The sequence below is a fragment of the Lysinibacillus sp. GbtcB16 genome (assembly GCF_019091145.1).
In the GTDB taxonomy this organism is placed as follows: Bacteria; Bacillota; Bacilli; order Bacillales_A; family Planococcaceae; genus Lysinibacillus; species Lysinibacillus fusiformis.
Genome location: NZ_JAGXJV010000008.1, coordinates 93,718 through 116,550, shown reverse-complemented (window position 1 = coordinate 116,550; position 22,833 = coordinate 93,718). Strand labels below are relative to the sequence as shown.

Here is a 22,833-nt window from a genome sequence, read left to right as displayed (position 1 = left end):
ATCTCCCTATTAAGTTATGAAACCAACATAAAAAAGGCTCGTGTCTAGAAATAAACACAAGCCTTGCATTATTATTATTGGTAGATTTGACTACCTGCCTTTTTAAACTCCGCTGACTTTTCCCTCATACCTTCATGGATGGCTTCTGTTGTATTTAAATCCTTTTCCTTAGCATAATTACGAATATCCTGAGAAATTCTCATGCTACAAAATTTAGGCCCGCACATTGAACAAAAATGAGCCGTTTTGGCTCCTTCAGCTGGCAATGTTTCATCATGATATTCTACTGCACGCTCTGGATCAAGAGAAAGGTTAAATTGATCGCGCCAGCGGAACTCAAAACGCGCTTTGGACAGTGCATCATCCCGTTGCTGTGCACCTGGGTGGCCCTTTGCTAAATCTGCAGCATGTGCAGCAATTTTATAAGTAATAACCCCTACTCGAACATCCTCCCGATTAGGTAAACCTAAATGTTCCTTCGGTGTCACGTAGCAGAGCATAGCTGTACCAAACCAACCAATCATTGCTGCTCCAATAGCAGATGTAATATGGTCATAACCTGGCGCAATATCTGTTGTCAATGGACCTAATGTATAGAAGGGAGCTTCCTTACAAACCTCTAATTGCTTGTCCATATTTTCTTTAATCAAATGCATGGGAACATGACCTGGACCCTCCACCATTACTTGAACATCATGCTTCCATGCGATTTCCGTTAATTCACCTAATGTTTCCAGCTCCGCGAATTGTGCTTCATCGTTAGCATCCGCGATTGACCCTGGGCGTAAGCCATCTCCTAATGAGAAGGCTACATCATAAGCTTTCATAATTTCGCATATTTCCTCAAAATGAGTATAGAGGAAGTTCTCTTGATGATGGTATAAGCACCACTGCGCCATAATGGATCCACCCCGAGACACAATGCCCGTTACACGGCTTGCCGTAAGAGGAACGTAACGTAAAAGGACACCTGCATGAATAGTGAAATAATCTACCCCTTGCTCCGCTTGTTCAATAAGCGTATCACGGTACACCTCCCACGTTAAATCCTCAGCGACACCATTCACTTTTTCTAATGCCTGATAAATTGGTACTGTCCCAACGGGTACTGCAGCATTTCGAATAATCCATTCTCTCGTTGTATGAATATGCTTGCCAGTTGATAGATCCATAATATTATCAGCACCCCAGCGTGTAGCCCATGTCATTTTTTCGACCTCCTCTGCAATCGAGGATGATACAGCTGAATTTCCAATGTTCGCATTAATTTTCACATGGAAGTTACGACCGATAATCATTGGCTCTGCCTCTGGATGATTAATATTGGAAGGCATAATAGCTCGGCCTGCTGCAATCTCTGAACGTACGAAATCTGGGTCCATATTTTCGCGTATCGCTACAAATTCCATCTCAGGTGTAATAATTCCTTTTCGAGCATAATGAAGCTGTGTGACATTTCCATCCTTTTTTGCACGTAAAGGCTTTCTCACCAATTCCGGAAAGACGTTTTCATGGATACGCGGATCATCAGCGCGACGGAAACCATTATCCTCCGGTTTAATCGTACGCCCTCCGTATTCCTCAACATCCCCTCGCTCTTGTATCCAAGTACTTCGTAAAGCAGGTAAGCCCTTTGTAATATCCACACGAAAGGCCGGATCTGTATATGGGCCACTCGTATCATACACCCGAATGGGGGCATTTTCTTCATCTCCAAAGCTACCAGTCGTCGGACTTAATGCAATTTCACGCATTGGTACTAAAATATCTGGACGAGATCCTTCCACATAAACCTTTTTACTTCCTTCAAAGTTAGACATAATCGTAATGTTCTTTTCACTAATTGCTGACATGAGCTACTTCTCTCCCTTAAATGTATTTTAAGCAAGGACCGAATCTAGCTCACCCAACAATCAATACAATAAATAAAGGCCGAATCCAAAATAATAATTGGATCCGGCCATGAATGTAAAGGGTCTATTGATTGCACGTAATAGGCAATAGCTTCTTAACTTTCCCACGCTGGTATGAGCCAGATCAGGTCCAAAGGGTCAAGAAACCTCTATGCGTTTCCCTCTCAGCCTGACTCATCAGACTCCCCTAGTTAATACTATTCAGTTTGATGCTAGTGTAGCAGATATTGCTAAGAGATGGAAGATATCATTAAAATATTTTCTATTAGGTAAACAATACATCCGCAATATAAATCACAATCGTGACCGTTATACAACTCACAATGGTTGAGAATAAAACAGTTTGAGCAGCTGTTGCGGACTCTACATCATATTCTAATGCTAGACTTGAACTGTTGCGGGATGTGGGAAAAGCACTCGCTATAAATAATGATTGTGCCACAACCCCATCTAAACCTAGCGCATAGATAATGACTAAAGCCACGGCTGGTCCGATAAATAATCGTGTGAAGCAGCTGACGAATACTGTTTTATTAAACATCGTTTTGATCTCCAGCTGAGACAATTGGGCTCCTAGCGTGATTAATGCAACGGCAATAAAACCATCTGCTACATGGTCTATTGGTATTTTAATAAACTGCGGAATGCCAATATCAAAATAATTCATGGCCACTCCGATTATTAGAGCGTGAATAATAGGCATTTTTATAAAATCCTTAAAAATCGTCATGCCCGATTTAGTAGAGGAAATTAAATTATATAAACCATACGTATATGTTGTCATGTTTTGAAAGATAACGAGTATAACCTGGATGGCTACACCGATAGGTTGAGTGGCAAAAATCATTTGAGCTACCGGAATCCCATAGTTCCCAGAGTTAATGAGTACTACACTATTTTTAAAAACAGCCGCCTCAGTTTTGGCGAGGCCAAGCCCTTTCGCTAAAAAGTGACTAAGCAGCATTTGACTCCCGATAAAAAGTACAACAAACAATCCGACTTCTCCTAGAACAGACAGCTTTATATTCGTCTCATATAAATTAATAAATACAGCGGCTGGCATAAAACAATATGTAATAAGCTGTGATAATGCTTTTAAATTAAAGCGAAATTTCTTTTGTAGAATAGCACCTAGTACAAGTAATACTAAAATAGGTGCGACAATTTGAAAGAAAATCATTCCAAGATACACCATATTGATGTCCCTCCTCCCTTTTAATAGTAGTGTCGATCATGCACTAGGTCAATGCCACTTACTTTCATAATTAAAACCGTTGACTTCCACTACGGACGGGGCGCGCCTTGTTCATATGGTTGAAAAGATTCAAAAAATCAAATCAATGAAAGAGAACAATGTACACAATGTAAGAATTACCTAAACTCATTCATTTAGGACTGTGTATGATTGGGCAGCAAAGAACTATTTTTAATGAAGGATAAATAAAAAGGGAATCGAGCATGATCTTCTCGATTCCTTTTATCAAAAAGTCTGAGCTACCTTTAGATTCTAGGTGGCCTTTTTCTTTACGCAAGCTTAAATCTATTAACAACCTCTTGCAGTTCATTAGAGATATCATTCATATTTTGCATAGACTCTGCCACTTTTTGCAATTCAGCTTGTTGGTCCATTGCAGAGGCACTTACTTGCTCAGCAGAGGCCGCTGTTTCCTCTGAGATTGCCGAAATACTTTGAATGGACATAATCGCTTGATTTTTATGCTCTAACATAGTAGACAACTGTGTCATTAGTTCACTAATAGAAGTTGCAATTGCACGTGACAAATCACTATTATCTTTAAAGGCCAATTGCGTGCTTTGTACGGACTCATTTTGAGATTGCATTAAGTCTGCATTTGATGCAATGACTGCAACTGTTTGCTGAGAATTTTCTAAAATACTTTCTACCGTGCTTTTAATAATTTCTGTTTCAGTTTTTGATTGCTCTGCCAATTTTCTTACTTCTTCCGCCACGACGGCAAAACCTTTTCCATGCTCACCAGCTCGTGCAGCCTCAATACTTGCATTTAAAGCTAATAGATTAGTTTGCTCCGTAATGCTTTGAATGGAGGCAATAATTTGATTAATATTGGCAATATTAGAAGCTAGCGATTCCATTTGCTGCTGAATACGGCCGTTCATCTCATTCGTCTCTAAATTATGTTCATGTAAACTTTGAACCTCTTGCATGCCTTTTTCTGTTGTCACATTTGTCTTGTGAGATAAATCGTCCATTTCATTCGAAAGTGCAGTAATGGCGTCTATTTGTTCCGATAAATCCATCATACGATAGTTCGTTTCTTCAGTATCTTCTGATTGCTTCGATGCACCCTGTGCAATTTCATTAATGGCTACTGATACCTCTTGACTAGAGGACACGATTTCAGTAAACGCCTCATGGACCTGATTAGAAGATTGGTTCAATAGAGTCGTGGAGTTTAACACGGCTTTAATAGCACTATTAGTTTTTTCCAACATATTATTATAGGCCAGTGCGACTGCCCCAATTTCATCTTGTTTAATATATTTCTCCTCTACTTTTTGTGTTAAATCTCCTGCTGCTGCTGTTTCAATTGAAGCACGTAAAAACTTGAGCGGCTTTAACTGTTTGTAAATAAATAGTACACTTGCAGCAGTCATCAGGGCTACCATTATAATGGATGCAATAATCGTATATACAAATACATGGTTATATGTTTCTAAAATTTTTGATTCAGCTAATACGATTTGAACGGTCCAAGTTTCGTCAATGTCCTCTAAAATCATTGGAGCAAACACATTATAAGCTTTATCCTTTAGTTCATTAGACTCTATGTACATACTTGTTAGCTCGCCGTTTTCCATTGTCTTACTTATGCTTGTCCAAGCAGAGTCATCTTGCATATTTTGACCGTCCAGCTCTTTACCGAAACTGTTAGCTGTTAGTACACCGTTATTTGTAATAATTGCTGCATAGCCGCCTTCCGGAGCAACAGACATTGTCAGCTCATTTAAATAATCTATCGACACATCCGCCGTCAATACACCAAAAAACTTCCCTGAAGCATTGACTAATGGTACAGAAATTGTGGTCATTAGTACGGTTTGACCGTTTACACTATAGTCATAGGGCTCCGTTAAAACAGTCCGTCCCTCTTCTTTTGGTACCCAGTACCATTGGGATACATTTTTATCATCTACACCTTCAATAAGAGTGGTCGTTATTTCATTCCCATTTTTACTTAAGTATGGCCCAAAACGTTTTTTGGAATCTACCAATGTAGCCTCATCATTTGGGTTTACAATAAGAGAATTCTGTTCAAAGATAGCTCCTACCCCTAATAAATCATCATTATTGGCTAAATTATTTTCCATGATGTCTAAAACACCTTTGGTAGATAGCGTCTTATTCTTCTCCATACTTTCAACGATCCGTTTCGTTGTTTGTAATGTTGTATTGGCTTTTTTAAAGCGCTCGCTCATAATCGCCGCTGATGATTCAGCCGTTTGCAATGTTCCATACTCTGCATCTTTAACACTTTGCTTTTTTATAATAATCCCCGTTGTCACTGTATAGGATAAAAATAATACTAGAAACAATCCTATTATTAGGGAAGATAGTTTCAATGCAATTCCTCTTGATTTCTTCATCACAAACACCCCCACTTTTATAAATAATCATAATGGATGGAAGGTCGTATCTCAATAAAATATTTAGCGAATAAAGTAGAAATTTACATAATTATAGATAAAAATACAGGCATATTAATAGATTTTCCTTATATATTTCAAAGTACTTATGACTCATTCGAGTTGCACCAATTAGTAAAACATACACTTAAAATACTAAATTATAGTAAAATATGGTATATTATTTATTAGATAAAATGATTGGAGTGACTTGCATGACAAATAAAGCGCTATCAACATTAATAGCCACGGCGATGACAGCGACACTAGTATTACCAGTGTCTACTGCACAAGCCTCTTCTTCCCTAAATCAATCAAGCTTATATGAAGCACAGTTTCAAGTTGCAGCAACAAAAAAAGTGGTCGGCAATGCCGTAACGATTAAAAACATTACAAATGATACGGTCATTACATCAAACGGTACATTTAGAATCCACAATGATTTAAAGCCCCTTTTTGATCATTCAAACAAAACAGCATTAACGAATGCATCGGCCACCATTGTCGTAAAAAACAAGCAAATTATTGATGTGACATCATTAACATTAAATAAAGCTGGTACGAGCAAAAAATCAGTATATTTTGATGGGGGTGACGCTCATGTTTCTGGTGATGTTACTGTGAACGCAGATTATGTAAACATACAAGACATTACAATTGATGGTCAGCTAATCATTACAAACAGAGTAAAAAAAGCTATTACACTTGATGACGTTTCTGTGAGCGATACGATTACACTAAAACCACTAATTATAAAGAAGAATGACTGGCTGTATGTTACGCTAAGAGATATGAAATCATCTACTATCAATGTAGCACGTACGAAGGTGAATATATCTTCTGACCAAGCGCTTTCTAAAATTGATATAGGAGGTAAAGTTCCTACTTTTGAGTTGAAGGCAAATGTGGAAAAGCTAACAATCAATGTAGAGGAAAACTTCAACCTTTTCGGCGAGGGTAAAATTGAACAAATCATTGTCAAAGGCGGATCAAAAGTAGCATTAAACTCCGGACACCAGGTGGGTAAAGTTCAAGTGGACAATAAAAGCGTTTCCGTTATCCTACCTGTTATTGATAAAAAAGAGCTAACTACGCTACTAGCATCCCCCCCTTACGTACAGGTTTCTATAAATGGATACGATATTTTAACAACTGACAAATGGACAATGCAGGTTGATCGTAATATTTTTGATTCTGCTGTGACCAGCGCCAGAGCTGTAGCAAACAACAATAGCGCCTCACAAGAACAAGTAAAGAATGCTATTACACAATACAGAAATGCTTTATCCGTCTATCAAACTGCTCAAAAGTACGGCTTAAAATATGGCTATGGCTACGGCAATAGCGATAAAGCTACTCTTCAATCTTTAATTAATTCAATTCAGTATGTAACGGTTTCGTGGGGCTCAGATGTTTACCATAATAATCCATGGACAACGCAAGCTGAGAGAAACGCTATAGATTCCGCCGTTTCAGCTGCTCAAGCAGTTGTTAATAATTATTACGCTACTCAAACTGATATTACCAGTGCTATCAATAACTTAAACAATGCTATTTGGACTTATAAGAGTGCTTTTAAGTATAATAATAATTATTATTATGGTAATAAATACAGCTTACAAACGCTTGTTAATCAAGCAAAAGGGATATATGTGACTGTTTCAGAGGATGGATCGGGTTTATCGTCTAATACCAATTGGACAACATATATGGAATGGTACATTTTCGACTCGGCCGTATCATACGCTGAAACGTTTTTATCTAATAATTATTTCTCTGACTACGAAGTCTCATATGTCATTAATTATTTAAACAGCGCTATTTCAACCTATAAAGGCCAGTATAAAAAAGGGAAAGATTAAATTCTTTCAGCATGAAAAATAAAACAATGATGCTGACAAAACAAATCAATGAATATAACGTTTGATCCATTAGTTTCATAAACCTGTTAGGACGAAAACTAGCAACAACTATATCATCAACCGTGCGTTAACTTCTCAATGGCTTTTATTTTTTCAATCTAGGGACTCTGCAAACTGCAAGAGTCCTTTTTATAATCAGTATTCTATATAGTTAAACATTCATGTGCGTTAGCGCATTTGTCTGCTTCCATCTTTTATACCAATTCTCAATTTCCTCACTTGGTTCCACAGCCAAATGCTCCTGAAGCGCTTTTTTTAACAGCAAGTATTGCTCCTCAACAGCCGCTACATTATTCAGTAAATCGTAAAGTTTCATCAAGATGAAATAGTTTTCCTCTTCACCTGCAAAAAGAGCTTGAACTGTTTCCTGAACCTTAATAGCAGCCGAATAGTTTTCATTTGTTATATAAAATTCACTAAGCTGATGGGCATGATGTAACCATAGTCGCCTTAAACGCTCTTTCTCACTTTCTGCCCATAGATAATCACAATCCCCTAAATAATCACCAGTATACAGTTGGAATACTTGTTCATGCTGATCCACGGTTGACTTTTCTAGTGAAGGTAAGGCTTTCAAGCTAGACAACCATTGTTCTACATCGACAACAGTTTGTTCCAACAAAAGTTTATAACCTGAATTGAGCAATGGACTTGAAATTTGCACACCTTCCAGCCCATAATTTTTTAATGTTTGACGTATTGTATAAATGGCCGTATAAAGTTGTTTCGATGCTTTATCTCTATCAGACTCTGGCCAAAATAACTCTAAAATGGTATCACGATATATAATTTCATCACGGTGATTAAGTAAGTAGGCAAATAACTCTTTCGCTTTGGAAGTTCGCCATTTTAAAATTTGTGTTTGGCCGTCTGGTAATACGACACGGAGTCCGCCAAATAGATTAATAATTGTAGAGTTCCTCGAACTTTTTTTGTGTTTATTATTAATCTGTTCAAGACGATCCAATGTCTTTTCTAAACGTGAAATTTGTATGGGTTTCAATAAATAATCAACGGCATGTAAATTAAAGGCATCTAAAGCATATTGATCGAACCCTGTTGTAAAAACAATCTCTACATCTGGCAATAATTCTTGAATTTTCTCCCCCAGTGCTAAACCATCCATATCCGGCATGACTATATCTAAAAATACAACACTTGGTTGTAGACTCTGTATCTCATCCATCGCTTTTAGAGAATCAGTGTATTCTCCAACTACTTCTATCCCTGGAACCTTACTTTCTTCAAGCAAGGTTTTTAATCTCGTTATTGATAAATATTCATCATCTATTAGCACGATTCTCATTATTACTCCTCCTTAAAAACTACTCCTTTACTTATTATCGTTTATTTTTCTAAAAAATTGAGGGATAGCATTACTTTTGAAGGATAAATAATCCAATTTGTAGACATCTACTGAAATAGGATATAGGAGTGTGAACCTCCTGAAAAAATTCCATATTTTAATTATTTTTTTCCATTATAAAATAAACTGTCCTAGCCGCTCATTTTCAAATTTTCTCTGTCAGATGATTTTTCGTCATTACAGCCCATTATTATCCGGTAGTACTTAAACAATTCTTTTTTAATGCCGTTTAAATAGGTACTGAAGTTATATACTCTCACTAAAAACACATAACCAATCTACCTATTCGACCAAAAAATGCATAAAAAAATCCTAGGCTATGATAAAATTGATACAACACCATATATTGGATAGATTTGCGTTTCGAATAATATAATTAGGAGGCATCTCATAGTATGAAAAATAAAAAAAAATTAGCCCTGCTGTCTTTAGTGGCGGTCCCATCGCTCCTTTATAGTGCACCAGCATCTGCTGCTAATGTGACTGGACAACCAAGCGTGGCATACATATACAGTACTTCTTACTACAATTCTAACGTGTCAAATGTTATACAATTGATTAACAATATTAACTACACAACCTCTACCTTCCAAGTAAATTTGGAGGCAGCACTAAAAGCCTACAATGCACTAACAGAGCTGGAAAAGCAGTATGTAACAAACTATTCCACATTGTCATCACATCAACAGACAAGAATTTCTTACCGTAAGCTGGCGGCACAAATTGAGGAAAAGTTATATTCAGTAGAATCTACAGCTGTTAATTATTATCAAAATGTCATGGAAACAAGAGATTGGTATAATACCTTAAATGCAGCACAAAAAACTTTTGTAAGTGCAGCCGCGCAAAAAATATTAACATCATATATTGCGCCTAATACAACAGTTGATAAAGTAGTAAATAAAATTCAACTCATTAATTCATCTCGTCCAACTTTCCATAAAGATGTAGCTGATGCTCGAGCAGAGCTATATGCCTTACGTAGGTTTTCATATGTTTCTTTACCTACTGGGGTTGAACAACTTCTACTTGACGCTGAACAGCTTGTATTGAAGGATAAGGCTGCTGCTAAGGCTGTAGAAAGTGCCATTGCAGCTCTATCACCCAAAACGTCTACCCCTCAGGATGTACAAGAAGTAAAAACGTCATTTGAAGCTCTAACACCTGTACAGCAGCAACTCGTGCCAAATGTTTGGACTTTGGTTGATTTTGTTCAAGGGAAATATACACTCCCTTCAAAAGGGAACGTCCCTAAAACACCTGTACTATCAGATATGGTAGCTCTACCAGGTAAAACAACGGCTATGACGAAAAGCAAGAATATTTATAAAGCCAAAATAAATGTTTCTGATTCAGAGATTGATACAGAACGCTTTATTTTAACAACAAAGGATAAAATAACAATTATCATTCCGCCACTTTATACATTAATCAATGAAGATGAAGGTGTAATCGACATTCAAGTAACAAAAAGGGGAGATCGCATTACTCTTCAGGCTACATTAAATAAAAAGCAAGTTACATTCGATGCGAACATGGAGATTATTATTGAAGGTTTATCAGCAAGCTCATCGATCAATCACTTAAATGACTTTGGCAAGCAAGTACCAGCCGACTATATCATTAGTGGAAACCGTCATATTATCCAAACAATGACACCTGGGACATTCCAAATTATTAGAAATTAAACAGTTAAAAGCACTAAAGATACCCATTTCAAAGGTTTCTTTAGTGCTTTCTTAAAGCGCCTCCCTTAACCTGTTGTCCATTTACGAGGCACCCTTTATTTAATTTGCTGTAGCTAATAGACGATTTACAATGAAATCAAGCTGTTTAGTTAATGAATATATATCGTTGTAGTAACAAAAACCAAAATCAATTTCCACAAGTCTGCCTTCTTTAACAGCTGGAATAGCGGACCAAACTGGATGGTCAGTTAAATCTACCATCCCTTCATATGATGAACGAAAAACATAATCTCCTGCATACTCCGTTAATACTTCTAAGGATACATCTATCGCCTCCTGAGTATTATTCTTATCATCTATTTTCTGTTGAATAATTTCTGGCGCACGCATTCCTAAATATTCATACAATGCTTGAGAACCACGTCCGAAGGTATAACTTGTTACAACTGACATTTTCCCTTTGCCGCCTTCCATAATACTAACTGTTTTATCTAATACACCCGCCGCTTTTAGCTGTTCTTTACTGTCTTCTACTTTTGTATAAAAATTAGTCAAAAGATCTTTTGCTTCTTTCTCTTTCCCCAGCACTTCTCCAATTTTTTCTAAACGTTGATCTAGAGATGTTGTGGCGTCATCTATCACAATAGTTGGAGCTATTTTTTTCATCTGCCCATATAGTTCTTCATTCTTTGGAATAATGATGACATCCGGCTTTAATTGAATCACTGCCTCAACATTCGGCTCAAACCATTCACCTAAACTTTCGACTGTTTTTAATGCCTCCTCAAATGCAGCGCCGTCCTGTATCTTAGAAGATCCCACAGGTGTTACACCAAATGCTAGGACGTCACCAGTATAATACATCACAACTACTCGCTCAGGATTAACGGGTATTTCAACGTCCCCTTTAATAGTGGATACAACCTTTGTTTGTGATTTAGTTGCTGTTTGTGCAACAGAGGTCTTTCCCTCGCTCCCCGTATTCGTAGATGTTCCGTTGCTACAAGCGCTTAGTAAAAGTGTTAAGCATAGAAAAAGTGTTGCAATAGTTGATAATCCTCTTTTATTCATTGATTCATACTTCCTTCCTTTATATTGATAACCATTCTCAATATAATCTTGGAAGCTCCAATCGACAATGGAGTATCTTTCAGACATTGAAGGACTATCCTTTACTAGATGATCTATTTGTTCTTTTTGGCGAAACTTTATGGGTGAGATACCTACTCTTTTTTTGAATAGTCTACTAAAATAATAAACATCATGATAGCCGACGCCCATAGCAATATCACGTATGCTAGCATCTGTCTCCACAAGCAAAGTGGAAGCCTTTCCGATTCTTAGCTGAATTAAATACTCAATAGGACTACAGCCTATCTGTTGCTTGAATTGAATAGATAAATGTGATGGACTATAACGTAATGCCTTGGCAATTGTGTCTAACGTCAATGATTTTGCGAAGTTTTCTTCTATGTATGCTTGAATTTGATAAGAGACATTCAACTTTGGTATGTCGAGACTCTCTTGATCTAACTGTATAAAAATTTCATTTAAAAATTGATAAAATAGTGATTTAACTGTAAATTTATCTAGATTACTGGCATTTTTCCATTTACTATACATTTGATGTGTTTTTTCGAACATGGTAACAGGTGAGCTTGGTACAAAACCGTATTGATAGTTGAAAGGATTATTTCTATACACGGCAGCTACTACCCTTTTATTAGAAGCTAAAGGAATGAAGGCTCGATAGAATACCATATAGTATTCAAATCCTTTATCCTTAGCCATGATTTGCAGAGTAGAGCCCTTCCCACTGTGTATAAGATGAAAGCCCTCTAGTGTATATTTGTTTAAGTCTATATAAATATCTGCACTACCTCCTGTAGCATAAAGAAACATATTAGCAGGTAATTTATACAATTTACCAATTTCCTCAGGTTTGAATAGCTCATAACGTATATCTAGTATTTTTGTTGTGGCATGATTCCAAAGAAATAGAAACTCCTCATCAGGTAGCATTCTTTATCATTCCTTTCCATTCAGCTACTCCAAGTTTATTACAATTGATAATAGTTCTCAATTATATTTTTTAATAAATAGATATTAATAAAAAATCACTCTGGCTATACAATGCTAGAGTGATTTTGAACTTATCTTTTATTTTTTAACTTGTAGGACGATCATTTCCGTTACTTCTTCGATTTGCCCAAGTATAGAAATTGGATCTGAAAACCAGAAACTCCATCCATCGATTTCGAAAATTTGATCATTCTGTACGGCATCAAGTGTTTTCCAAACAGGTTCACTTTTATAATCGTATGTTTCTGTTGCTTTATCAACTGCCACAAAAATATAATCACCTGCATATTCTGTAAGTAATTCAGGGGATAATTGCAACCAAGGTTTTTCAGGATCCATATCATTGATTACTTTTGGAGGTGGCGTTAGTCCAAGCCCATCATAAAAGGATCGCCCTGTATAGCCATTACCGTATAATGTTATATCATTTTTTGCCCCGCCAGCTAGAATAGTAACAGTTTGATCCTTGCTTATAATATTTTGAACGGTTTGTTTGGCTTTTGCTACTCTCTGATGATAGTCATCTAACCATGCCTTCACGTCTTCCTCTTTATCAAATATTCTACTAAACTCCTCCAATGTCTCATCCATTTCTAAAGTAAATGGTATTAAAACGGTAGGGGCTATTTTAGAAAAGGCTTCATATTTCTTTTCATCACCTGTAATAACAAGGTCTGGCTTCAAATCTACTACGGCTTCAAGGGAATCCTCAAAATAAGTAATTCCTTCGTTATAGTCTTTTAAATAAGGGCTTTTCATATAAAGCTCCTGTGTACCTACTGGTTTTATGCCCAAGGTCAATAAAAAACCAGGATACGTATCCGTTACGACACGTTTCGGGTCAACTGGAATTTCTACATCCCCTTTCACAGTAGAAACGATTTTCGTTGTGGACTGCACTTCCGCTGCCTGATTGGTTGCCGCCTTTGTCTCTCCATTATTGGTAGTATTCATAGCACTACCAGAACATGCACTTAGCAATAAAGTGAAACATAGCAATAAAGTCGTCATCATAGAGGACTTTGTCTTTTTATTCATCAGTAAATCTCCTTTTTGTTTATATTGATAATAATTATCATTACCAATATAATGTTGTATCCACTTTTTATCATTAGACAAAGAAAGCCGATACATAGGACGATACGATTTATGTTGATTTGGTTGCTGTTTAAATTTCATGGGGGTTAGACCACTGTGCTTTTTAAAAATACGGATAAAATAAGAAACATCTTCATAGCCAACACTCGAAGCAACCTCTTGCAAGCTTAAAGTTGTATGTATTAATAATTGCCGCGCTTTTTGAATTCTTATTTGAATAAGATAATCAATAATACTTCTACCCGTCTTTTGTTTAAATTGCTTAGCTATATAGGGCACACTATAATTCAACATTTGGGCAAGTGATTCTCGAGTAATTGGTAGACTGTAATATTCATCTATATAATTTTGAATTTGCTCCACGGGATCTGGCTGTTGCACATTGACATGCTGTTGATGTAATTGCTGCAAAAGTTCATAAATAATTTGGTAGAAAAGTGCTTTGACATGGAAATGTCCTAGATTATTCTGTTTGAGCCACTCTCGATGCATAGTTTCTATTTTTTCCTGCAATGTAAGTGCATTTGTAACTTGAAAAACATATTGAAGCTGAACAGGTTTTTCGCGTTCCCATAGCACTAGCATGTCTTTCCTAGATGTAATAGGCAACGTCGCTTTGTAGAGAATTAAGTAGTACTCTAAACTATTTTCTACAGCACTAATATGTAGGCAGCTTCCTTTAACAGCATGCGCTATATTAAAACTTTCTATCTTATAAGATTTATTGTCTAATATTACATTAGCTTTCCCTTTGATAGCGTACAGGAAGCCGCTAGCTGGTAAACGATATGAGCTAGGCTGCTCATCACCATGTATCTTGATATACCGTATATCAAACACTTGGATAGTAGCAGACTTCCACAGAAGGATATGATCATCTATATTCACTGTTTGTATACACACCTTTCAAGTTAAATAATAGAATGCCCCCTCTTGTAAACATTATAAATGATAAACATTCTCAATAATATCAAAAAATGTAATAATAAAAAGAAGCATCTTCACTAGGAAAGATGCTTCTATAAGTTTCTTAATTGAGACGGTTAAACTAAATAATCGCTCACCATTTTCTACTATTTTTTATTCAGTAGCCAATTTGTTAATTCCTCAACTTGAGCCAAGACCGCTGTTGGGTCATAATACCATGAACGTTCCTCTGGCCAAACATAAAGATGGTCATTTTTCACAGCCGGTAAATTTCCCCATATTGGATCTTTCTTATAATCTTCAACCGTTCTATCATTCGAAGTCAAAATAATGTAGTCTCCTGCGTAATCTGCCAATACTTCTTCAGAAATTTCCGCCCACTGCTTTTCCATAATTTCATCTGCCTTTTTAGCTGGTAGCTTTTGACCAAGTGACTGATAGATTGGCTGTCCTCCCCGACCGAAGTTATCACCATAAACATAAATAGATTTACCTGCATCCTCAATAATAGAAAAGCTTGCATCCTCTGGGATAATCGCATCTACCTGTGCTTTAGCATCAGCAATCTTCTGATCATATTGGGAGAGCCAATCCTTTGCTTCTTGCTCTTTTCCAAGTAACTCACCGAAATATGTAAGCTCCTCATGCGCATTTTTCAATTCCCCGTATGGGATAACTACAGTTGGAGCAATTTTACTTAAAGCATCATAGTTTTCTCCATTGCCAGTAATAATCAAATCAGGTTTGAGTCCTAAAATCCTCTCAATGGATGGTTTCCCATAAACACCGATATCCTCTACATCCTTTAATGCATCCTTAACATAATAATTTTCAAGAGCCAAACCAGGAGCTCCTATGGGCTTCACATCTAAAACAAGTAGACTTGCGATATATTCCTCTGCTACAATTCGCTTCGGATTAGACGGAATAACAATATCACCTTTTATAGTCTGAACCGTTTTTGTCTCTGCTTCTTTCGCATCTTGCTCTCCAGTTGGATTAGCTGCCCTTTCCTCTTGGCCGCAAGCTGTTAACATAAGCATTATGAGCAGAAATAATAGTCCTACAATCTTTCTATTTTGTTTAAACAATTTTTTCCCTCCATACACAACAATTGATAATCATTCTCAATAATTGTAGAAGAATGCCAAATAACTGTCTATGCATGAAAGTGATTTATTGCCATGTTATTTTATGATGTCAGTACTTCCATCAATTTTTGTAATTGAACTGCTGTAGATAATGGATCATACCCATAAAATGTTTCATACTGGTTCATAAAATACACCTGTTTCTTTTGGACAGCCGCCAGCGACTTCCATTTATCAGAGTGTAATACTGCTAAGAGACTCTCTTTTCCTGAATCTTTTGTTGGAAGTGCCGTAACAAAAATATAATCAGCTGGAAAATGTACGATTTCTTCAATATTTACTGTTAAATATCCTGTCTTTTCTATATTATGTGCGACAATTTCGTCCGGCCGACTAAACCCTAAATCCTCGTAAAGTATATGGCTTCCCCTCCCATGACTACTATTTAGACAATAAGCTGCATGACTACCTATTTCCCAAACAATAGCGGTACCCCTTGCCCCAAATCGTCGATCAAGAAGCTGGTTACAGTGAACTATCTGTTCATCATATTGTCGAAGCCAATGATTGTACACTTCTCGTCTATCTACTAAATTTGCAATTAGTCCAAATTGTTCGCGCCAACTTAATTGTCTACAGGATAGCTCAAAAACAGGGCCTATTGACAGTAGAGCCTGCTTTTCCATGCTTCCACTATAGTTAATAACGACATCAGGACAAGCAGCTATTATTTCCTGATAATTCGAAGCAATATCTTGCTCATAGCCTGTAAGTTTCTGCGAGGATGGAACAGACTTAATATTTTCCAAAAATGGAGAGTACACCCCCAATACTGGCGTAATCCCTAGGGCCAGTAAGCAGGCAGTATGATTGGCATTCAGTACAATAAGACGTTTCGATTTTTGATAATAAACTGTAGGCGATACACCGACAATTTCTTTAAATTTCCGACTTAAATAGGTCCCCTCTCTGTAGCCTACTACTTGGGCTAAATCATCTAATTTTGGCATCCCTAATAATAGTTTTTTCTGAGATTCCCTTATCCTTAATAATGTTAAATACTCGCTATACGTATATCCAGTGTGCTTATGAAACGTACGAGAAAAATGTTCAGGACTTACCTGCGCTTTTTCAGCCATTTGCTCTCTTGTTAGATCTTCATTGAAATGTAGATTCATATAATCAAGTACCCTATCAATCCACAAACCTTCTTGTTCTTTGTTAGTACGTAAATGGTTGTACAGTTCTTCTAACATTTCAGCAAATAGTTTTTGTAAACGAAACGGATTACTTTCAACTGTAATCTTTGCTTCTCTTTCTATTTCCTTGACTAAATTCATGAGACGATATGTGCAATGTACCATTAAAGTGGTATTTTGTAATAAGTTAACTATATTCGGGCCATATGCACGGTATATAATGACAACCCCTATACATTCATTTGCTTTAAGTAGTTGAAAATCGTCTCCATCATCCACAAACATAACAGAATTTGAGCTAAGCTGAAGCTGTCGACCTTGGAGCGTATAGATGGCATGACCCTCATAAACGACAATGATAAATGGGTATGCCAAACGCCCTCTCTTATCGCATAATAGTTCTTCTAGTTTCATAATTTGAATAGGTTGATAAAAAAATTGGCACAGTAACTCATTATCTTTGTACATTCTAGTTCTATCTCCTAATCTCTCAATTGATATTGATTATCATTTTCATTATAATGGAATAGAATATTAGAAATCAATTGCATTGGGAGGATTATAGCTTTGACAAATTTTTTAAAAAAGAATTCCTTCTTCACAGGTATTCTCATTTTTTCGATGCTCTTAGCTGCATGTGGAAATCAATCAGTTCCATCAGCAGATAAGGCTAACGTTGATCACTCAAACCGTGTATTAACAGATTCATTAGGTAGTGAAGTAACAGTCTCTGAAAGTCCCCAGCGTATTATTGCACCCTACCTAGAAGATCACCTCATCGCTTTAGGTATTAAGCCAGTAGCACAATGGTCAGTAAAAGGTGGGGCGTCCATTCAAGACTACCTTCAGGAATCATTAAAGGACATTCCAACAATTGAGTTTGACCTTCCCTTTGAAGCAGTTACAAGCTTTAATCCAGATTTAATTGTAATCGGTTCATCAGAAATCGCAGAAGGGGAAAAATACGAGCAATATAGGAAAATTGCGCCTACATATGTAATGGGGGCAGAAGATAATAATTGGCGTAATAAGCTTCTGAAAGTGGGAGAAATTTTTAATCAAGTAGATAAAGCAAAGGAAGTCCTTACAGATTATGATCAATTTGCTAAAGAGGCAAAGGAGGATATTCACAATAAAGTGGGGAACCCTTCCGCCACTGTCATCTGGAATATTAACAATACAATTTATATGGTAAGCAATACAGCCTCGAGTGGTATTGTTCTTTATGAGGATCTTGGGCTAAAAAATCCTAGCCTAGTGAAAGAAATATCAGCTTCTGCTGCTGGTGATTGGTCACAAGTATCTTTAGAAAAATTCGTACAAATAGATGCAGACTATCTCTTTGTTATTAACAGTGATCGTGCAGGCAGTTCTACATTACTAAGTGATCCTCTCCTAGCAAATATACCCGCCATAAAAAATGGCCACGTTTATGAATTTGACCAAAGCTCAAGCTGGTTATATTCTGGGGCCATTGCCAATCGCCAAATCATTGAAAATGTGTTAGATAGTATCGCTAAGTAGAAATACATTTAGCAGCCTTAAACTGCCCCCAAACATTAGACAAGTTCTACAATTTGGGAGGCAGTTTTTCTATGGGTACATTACTGCTAAGGAAAAAATTATTAGTTGTTTTCGCTATTGAGGAGCAATTAAGCCAAAAAAGTGTGACATATATTACATTACTTTATGATTACTTTATTTATTATCTGTTACAGATTGATTAATTGAAAATTCATTACATATACAATTGAAGCAGTGCCTGTACTCCTTACAAAAATGAGGACTCAAAGTATGTCTCGTAAAACAACTGTTAAATAACTAAAATTAAAATTTTAAAAGTCAAAAAAAAATGTTAAAATAATATAAATAATAAAATTGGGAGATGAGGAAAATTATGGACAATAAATACAAGTTATTAGGACTTTCATGTATAATAATTCCTATATTATCCGCAATATACATTCTGTTAAATAGCAGTATTTTAATACCAAAAGGTTATGATCTTGCAATTGATGGATATGTAATATCCAGAAATTTAATGGTTATTTTTTTACTATATTCACTTTCAAAATTAGGATACTTCTTCTCTACAAAATTGAAACAAGACTAACTATATTAGCTAGTCTTGTTTTAATTAATTGTTACTTAGCATTTATTAATTTAAATTCTCCATATTGTGGAACCTTAACAGTATAACTATTACTTTTCAGTACTTTTCCAGTTACTAAATCATAATACTCTCTAGTACCCGTTTCCACTTTATAATATACTCTATATCCCATATAAACGGTTTTATTAGGGTCAGCATTCAATGTATATCCTATCGAGCTAGTGATAGATTTTGAAGTTGATATTCCTAGTCCATCTATTGCTCCAGATACATCAGTTCCAAAAGTGACACTTTTGGTTGCTGTAATAGAACCGCCTCCTTTGCCTGTCGTTATATTATCAGAAGCTCTTTTATAGCCCGACCATTCATTGAATGTTTTTACATTTACCTTTCGATATCGGAAATCATTAACAAAATAAGGTGTAACCTCTTCTGAATCTACTTCTATTTCTTCTGGATTAACTACCTCTTCTAAATCTACTACTTCTTCTGCTGCTGCTGTCTGCGAATCCATTGTAAATGCAACGGTAACTATAGATAGTAAAATCACAAATGGTAATATTAATTTTTTTAACATAAAATAACCTCCTATGTAAATTATTGTATATTTTTATAATACCATATTTTTCTAAATGAGGAAGTGTAACTTTATATCTTATCCAAAAAGTTTTATACCTTATACAAATTTCCGTTACATTTCATCTGTAAAATTATGGAACAATTCACCTTTTGTCGTTACTGCCTTGTTTATTCAAAATTTTTTACATCGCTGATTATACTAATTAAACGGCTAAATGTTCATGAAACACATTATTTCAACATAAAAGGATGATTGTTACTCTCCTCCAACTTTAATCATTTTAGCTCTATTATCCCTTCCCCATATGCTCAAAAAATTTTTCATATGTTTGAAAATGCTCATGGTTCTTTAAAGTCTTGTGGGCTCAGCCCACATCAATGCGATTTTTGGATAAACCTCAATGAACTATATTTAGTTTGTCCATTGTTCTAAAATAAGGTTTAATTTATGCTAACGTATGATAATGATTATCAATTACGGAGGAAAAGATATGAAAAAAGTAAATCGACATATGTTCATTTGTAGCCTCTTACTACTGGTTGGAGTCCTATTGGCTGCTTGTGGTTCTAACAATGAAGATACTAATCAAAAAGAGACAGCAACGTCAGAACCGACAACACGTATTTATAAGGATTATTTAGGTCATGAGGTAGAAATCCCTGTGAATCCTGAGAGAGTAGTTTATCATGGCGAAGGATACGGGGATGTGCTTGCATTAAATTTCAAAACAGTTGGTGCAGGATTCTCCTGGATTACTGATTATGCTTGGGAAGATCGTGTAAAAGATGTGGAGGACGTTGGTTTTCCGATTAATGTAGAGCAAACATTGTCATTAAAGCCAGACCTTATTATTATTGGTACTGCCGATGATAAAACATATGAACAGCTTTCTAAAATTGCTCCAACTATAGTGTTTGATACGTTCGCACCTTTGAACCAACGTTTAACGGAACTGGGCGATATACTGAATAAAAAAGAAGAAGCCGCTCAATGGATAGCTGATTATACAGAAAAAGCGGATAAAATGTGGGAGTCGCTTGTGGCTGATGGGACGGTTAAACCAGATGAAACTGCATCTGTATTAACATATTATCCAGGTGATCGATTATTTGTAATGGCACGTGCAGGGCTTTCTCAAGTTTTATACGATTCAAATGTTCTTAAGCCTGGTGATAAGATTCAAAAAATACTTGATGATGGCACAGGCTTTGCTGAAATTTCTACAGAGCTTCTTCCTGAATATGCTGGCGATCGAATTTTCATCCTAACACCAGTAGATGATGAAGCAAAACAATCGACAAAAGAAATGATGAATAGTCCAATTTGGAAAAACCTACCTGCTGTAAAAAATGGGCATGTTTACACAATTGATATTCAAAAAAGTGATAGCGATGCCTCAACTAGAGAATGGTTATTAACCGAATTACCTACTATGTTAAAAAAATAGATTTAAAGAGACATTTCATCTTTGTTGAAATGTCTCTTTACTTTTTATACAATAAAGTTAATTGATAATCATTTTCATTTAGCAAGGACGTGAATAAATGGAAGACAATCATTCTTTTAGACATAATTTATTATTTCATTTAGAAGATATTGACTGTATTTCACAGAGCTACCCTTTTATTTGCCCATCACACCATACCATGATACTTTTTACGGATGGCTGTGGGACATTAACAATAGATGACATTCCCTATTTGGTGACCAAAGGAAAGATTTTTCTTATACAACCTCATTCCATGATCGATTTATCGGATCTAACAAATGAATTCTGCTTCTATAAAATAACCTTTACGGCTTTCCAGCTACAACTGGAGCTCCCTTCTCCTTATCTAGGACCTATTTTTTCTGATGAAGTGGAGCATACCGTTTATCCGAATACACGATTTATCCGTCTTACACAAGATCTGTATCAATTAAAGACCCAATCGGATTATTTTAAACAGCAAGGTATTTTATATGAACTATTAAATTTATTATTTGAACATCAGCTTCATAGAAATGTCCAATTAACTATGACGAAGGCAGTCGAGGAAACGATCAATTATGTACATAAATATTATCAACAGCCTTTAACCGTTAAGATGTTAGCTGAACTTGCTCATATAGCCCAATGGCAATATAGTACAATCTTTCAATCTTTAACGGGGAAGAAGCCGCTAGATTATATTACAGAATTACGTCTTACTAACGCAAAGGAATTATTATTACAAACTAATGAGCCATTAAAGGATATTGCACAACAAGTTGGATTTGATGATGAATATTATTTTAATCGCCGCTTCCGACAGGTGATCGGTATTCCGCCAAAACAGTTTGCCCGACAATATAGGCAACGAACGGTTGTAAAAGATTGGACAGGACATGAAGTCACGATCCCATCCGCACCTCACCGAATTATTTATCACGGAGAAACGTTTGGGGATATGCTGATCTTTGATGTTCAACCAATAGGCGGTGACAAGAAGTCTATTAGTAAATCCTTTTATAAAAACCATGTTCCTTATATTCAAGATGTTGCCTTTCCCATTAATCTTGAAAAATCTTCAAAGCTAAACCCAGATTTAATTATCTTTACAAATAATGATGAGCAGCAATATCAAGCACTATCATCAATTGCTCCAACTATTACCTTAAATTCTTGGGATTCTTTAGAGGAACGCATCCTTCTATTAGGACAATGGCTTAGCCAACAACAACGTGCAGAAGATTGGCTAGCCCGCTATAAAGTCCAAGAAAAAACGATGTGGCAAAAGCTCCAATCAGTCGTAGACCCAGGTGAAACAGCAACGGTCTTGACCTTTGATCATGGTAAACGCCTTTATGTCATGGGCTGTACAGGTCTAGCTCCTGCTCTTTTTCATCCAGATGGATTTCAGCCTCACCAGCAAGTAAAAGAATTGCTTCAAACAGGCAATGGATATAAAGAAATACCAATAGATCAGTTACCAAAGTATGTTGGTGATCGAATTTTCTTGCTTTTATCGGATAAACCCGACTCGCAAATGGCCACGATGAAATTGATGAATAGCGATATTTGGAAGGACCTCAAGGCTGTACAGAACAACCACGTATATTTAGTAGATGCAACAAAGTGGAATTATAACGATGCCTTTACGAGAGAAAAATTACTTGGCGCTTTACCGAGATTAATAATTACTGCAAAGTAATATAAATTCAAGGGG

Annotated in this window: 15 protein-coding genes and 1 riboswitch; of the genes, 6 read left to right on the top strand and 9 right to left on the bottom strand. The window is 36.2% G+C overall.

What is annotated here, in order from left to right:
• Positions 1–74: 74 nt before the first annotated feature.
• From thiC to KVT27_RS19935, 3 genes are all read right to left on the bottom strand, one after another.
• The gene (thiC, locus tag KVT27_RS19945; protein WP_036122290.1) at positions 75–1,853 is read right to left on the bottom strand and encodes a phosphomethylpyrimidine synthase ThiC; all 1,779 of its coding nucleotides are present in this window, start codon (positions 1,851–1,853) and stop codon (positions 75–77) included.
• Between the two features lie 144 nt (positions 1,854–1,997).
• A riboswitch (TPP riboswitch) is annotated at positions 1,998–2,112 on the bottom strand.
• 66 nt (positions 2,113–2,178) lie between these two features.
• On the bottom strand, positions 2,179–3,108 hold the full coding sequence (locus tag KVT27_RS19940; RefSeq protein ID WP_036122288.1) for an AEC family transporter: 930 nt from the start codon (positions 3,106–3,108) through the stop codon (positions 2,179–2,181).
• 329 nt (positions 3,109–3,437) lie between these two features.
• On the bottom strand, positions 3,438–5,540 hold the full coding sequence (locus KVT27_RS19935) for a methyl-accepting chemotaxis protein (protein WP_217581805.1): 2,103 nt from the start codon (positions 5,538–5,540) through the stop codon (positions 3,438–3,440).
• Between the two features lie 254 nt (positions 5,541–5,794).
• On the opposite strand from KVT27_RS19935, the gene KVT27_RS19930 reads away from it, so the two are divergent.
• Entirely contained in the window at positions 5,795–7,441 is a 1,647-nt protein-coding gene (locus KVT27_RS19930; RefSeq protein ID WP_042737490.1) for a hypothetical protein, read from the top strand.
• 211 nt (positions 7,442–7,652) lie between these two features.
• On the opposite strand, the gene KVT27_RS19925 is transcribed toward KVT27_RS19930, so the two are convergent.
• The gene (locus tag KVT27_RS19925; protein WP_036122284.1) at positions 7,653–8,807 is read right to left on the bottom strand and encodes a response regulator; all 1,155 of its coding nucleotides are present in this window, start codon (positions 8,805–8,807) and stop codon (positions 7,653–7,655) included.
• Positions 8,808–9,262: 455 nt separating this feature from the next.
• On the opposite strand from KVT27_RS19925, the gene KVT27_RS19920 reads away from it, so the two are divergent.
• The gene (locus tag KVT27_RS19920; RefSeq protein WP_036148158.1) at positions 9,263–10,555 is read left to right on the top strand and encodes a hypothetical protein; all 1,293 of its coding nucleotides are present in this window, start codon (positions 9,263–9,265) and stop codon (positions 10,553–10,555) included.
• Positions 10,556–10,654: 99 nt separating this feature from the next.
• Here the strand turns inward: KVT27_RS19920 and KVT27_RS19915 are convergent, their stop codons facing one another.
• The 4 genes from KVT27_RS19915 to KVT27_RS19900 all read right to left on the bottom strand — a co-directional run bounded on the left by KVT27_RS19915 (position 10,655) and on the right by KVT27_RS19900 (position 17,420).
• Positions 10,655–12,577: an AraC family transcriptional regulator gene (locus tag KVT27_RS19915; protein ID WP_036122282.1), complete on the bottom strand. Its 1,923-nt coding sequence runs from the start codon at positions 12,575–12,577 to the stop codon at positions 10,655–10,657.
• A gap of 138 nt (positions 12,578–12,715) precedes the next feature.
• The gene (locus tag KVT27_RS19910) at positions 12,716–14,623 is read right to left on the bottom strand and encodes an AraC family transcriptional regulator (protein WP_217581804.1); all 1,908 of its coding nucleotides are present in this window, start codon (positions 14,621–14,623) and stop codon (positions 12,716–12,718) included.
• Between the two features lie 185 nt (positions 14,624–14,808).
• Positions 14,809–15,753, bottom strand: coding sequence for an ABC transporter substrate-binding protein (locus tag KVT27_RS19905; RefSeq protein ID WP_217581803.1), 945 nt, complete (start codon positions 15,751–15,753; stop codon positions 14,809–14,811).
• A 101-nt stretch (positions 15,754–15,854) separates the two neighbouring features.
• Positions 15,855–17,420: an ABC transporter substrate-binding protein gene (locus KVT27_RS19900; protein ID WP_217581802.1), complete on the bottom strand. Its 1,566-nt coding sequence runs from the start codon at positions 17,418–17,420 to the stop codon at positions 15,855–15,857.
• A gap of 99 nt (positions 17,421–17,519) precedes the next feature.
• On the opposite strand from KVT27_RS19900, the gene KVT27_RS19895 reads away from it, so the two are divergent.
• The gene (locus KVT27_RS19895) at positions 17,520–18,476 is read left to right on the top strand and encodes an ABC transporter substrate-binding protein (protein ID WP_217581801.1); all 957 of its coding nucleotides are present in this window, start codon (positions 17,520–17,522) and stop codon (positions 18,474–18,476) included.
• 71 nt (positions 18,477–18,547) lie between these two features.
• Entirely contained in the window at positions 18,548–18,679 is a 132-nt protein-coding gene (locus KVT27_RS27115) for a hypothetical protein (protein ID WP_255350101.1), read from the top strand.
• A gap of 417 nt (positions 18,680–19,096) precedes the next feature.
• Here KVT27_RS27115 and KVT27_RS19890 read toward each other — a convergent pair whose 3' ends face one another.
• Complete coding sequence (locus KVT27_RS19890) at positions 19,097–19,642, bottom strand: hypothetical protein (protein WP_150908381.1); 546 nt, start codon at positions 19,640–19,642, stop codon at positions 19,097–19,099.
• A gap of 493 nt (positions 19,643–20,135) precedes the next feature.
• On the opposite strand from KVT27_RS19890, the gene KVT27_RS19885 reads away from it, so the two are divergent.
• Entirely contained in the window at positions 20,136–21,092 is a 957-nt protein-coding gene (locus KVT27_RS19885; RefSeq protein ID WP_036122270.1) for an ABC transporter substrate-binding protein, read from the top strand.
• 97 nt (positions 21,093–21,189) lie between these two features.
• The gene (locus KVT27_RS19880) at positions 21,190–22,818 is read left to right on the top strand and encodes an ABC transporter substrate-binding protein (RefSeq protein WP_036148167.1); all 1,629 of its coding nucleotides are present in this window, start codon (positions 21,190–21,192) and stop codon (positions 22,816–22,818) included.
• Positions 22,819–22,833 lie beyond the last annotated feature (15 nt).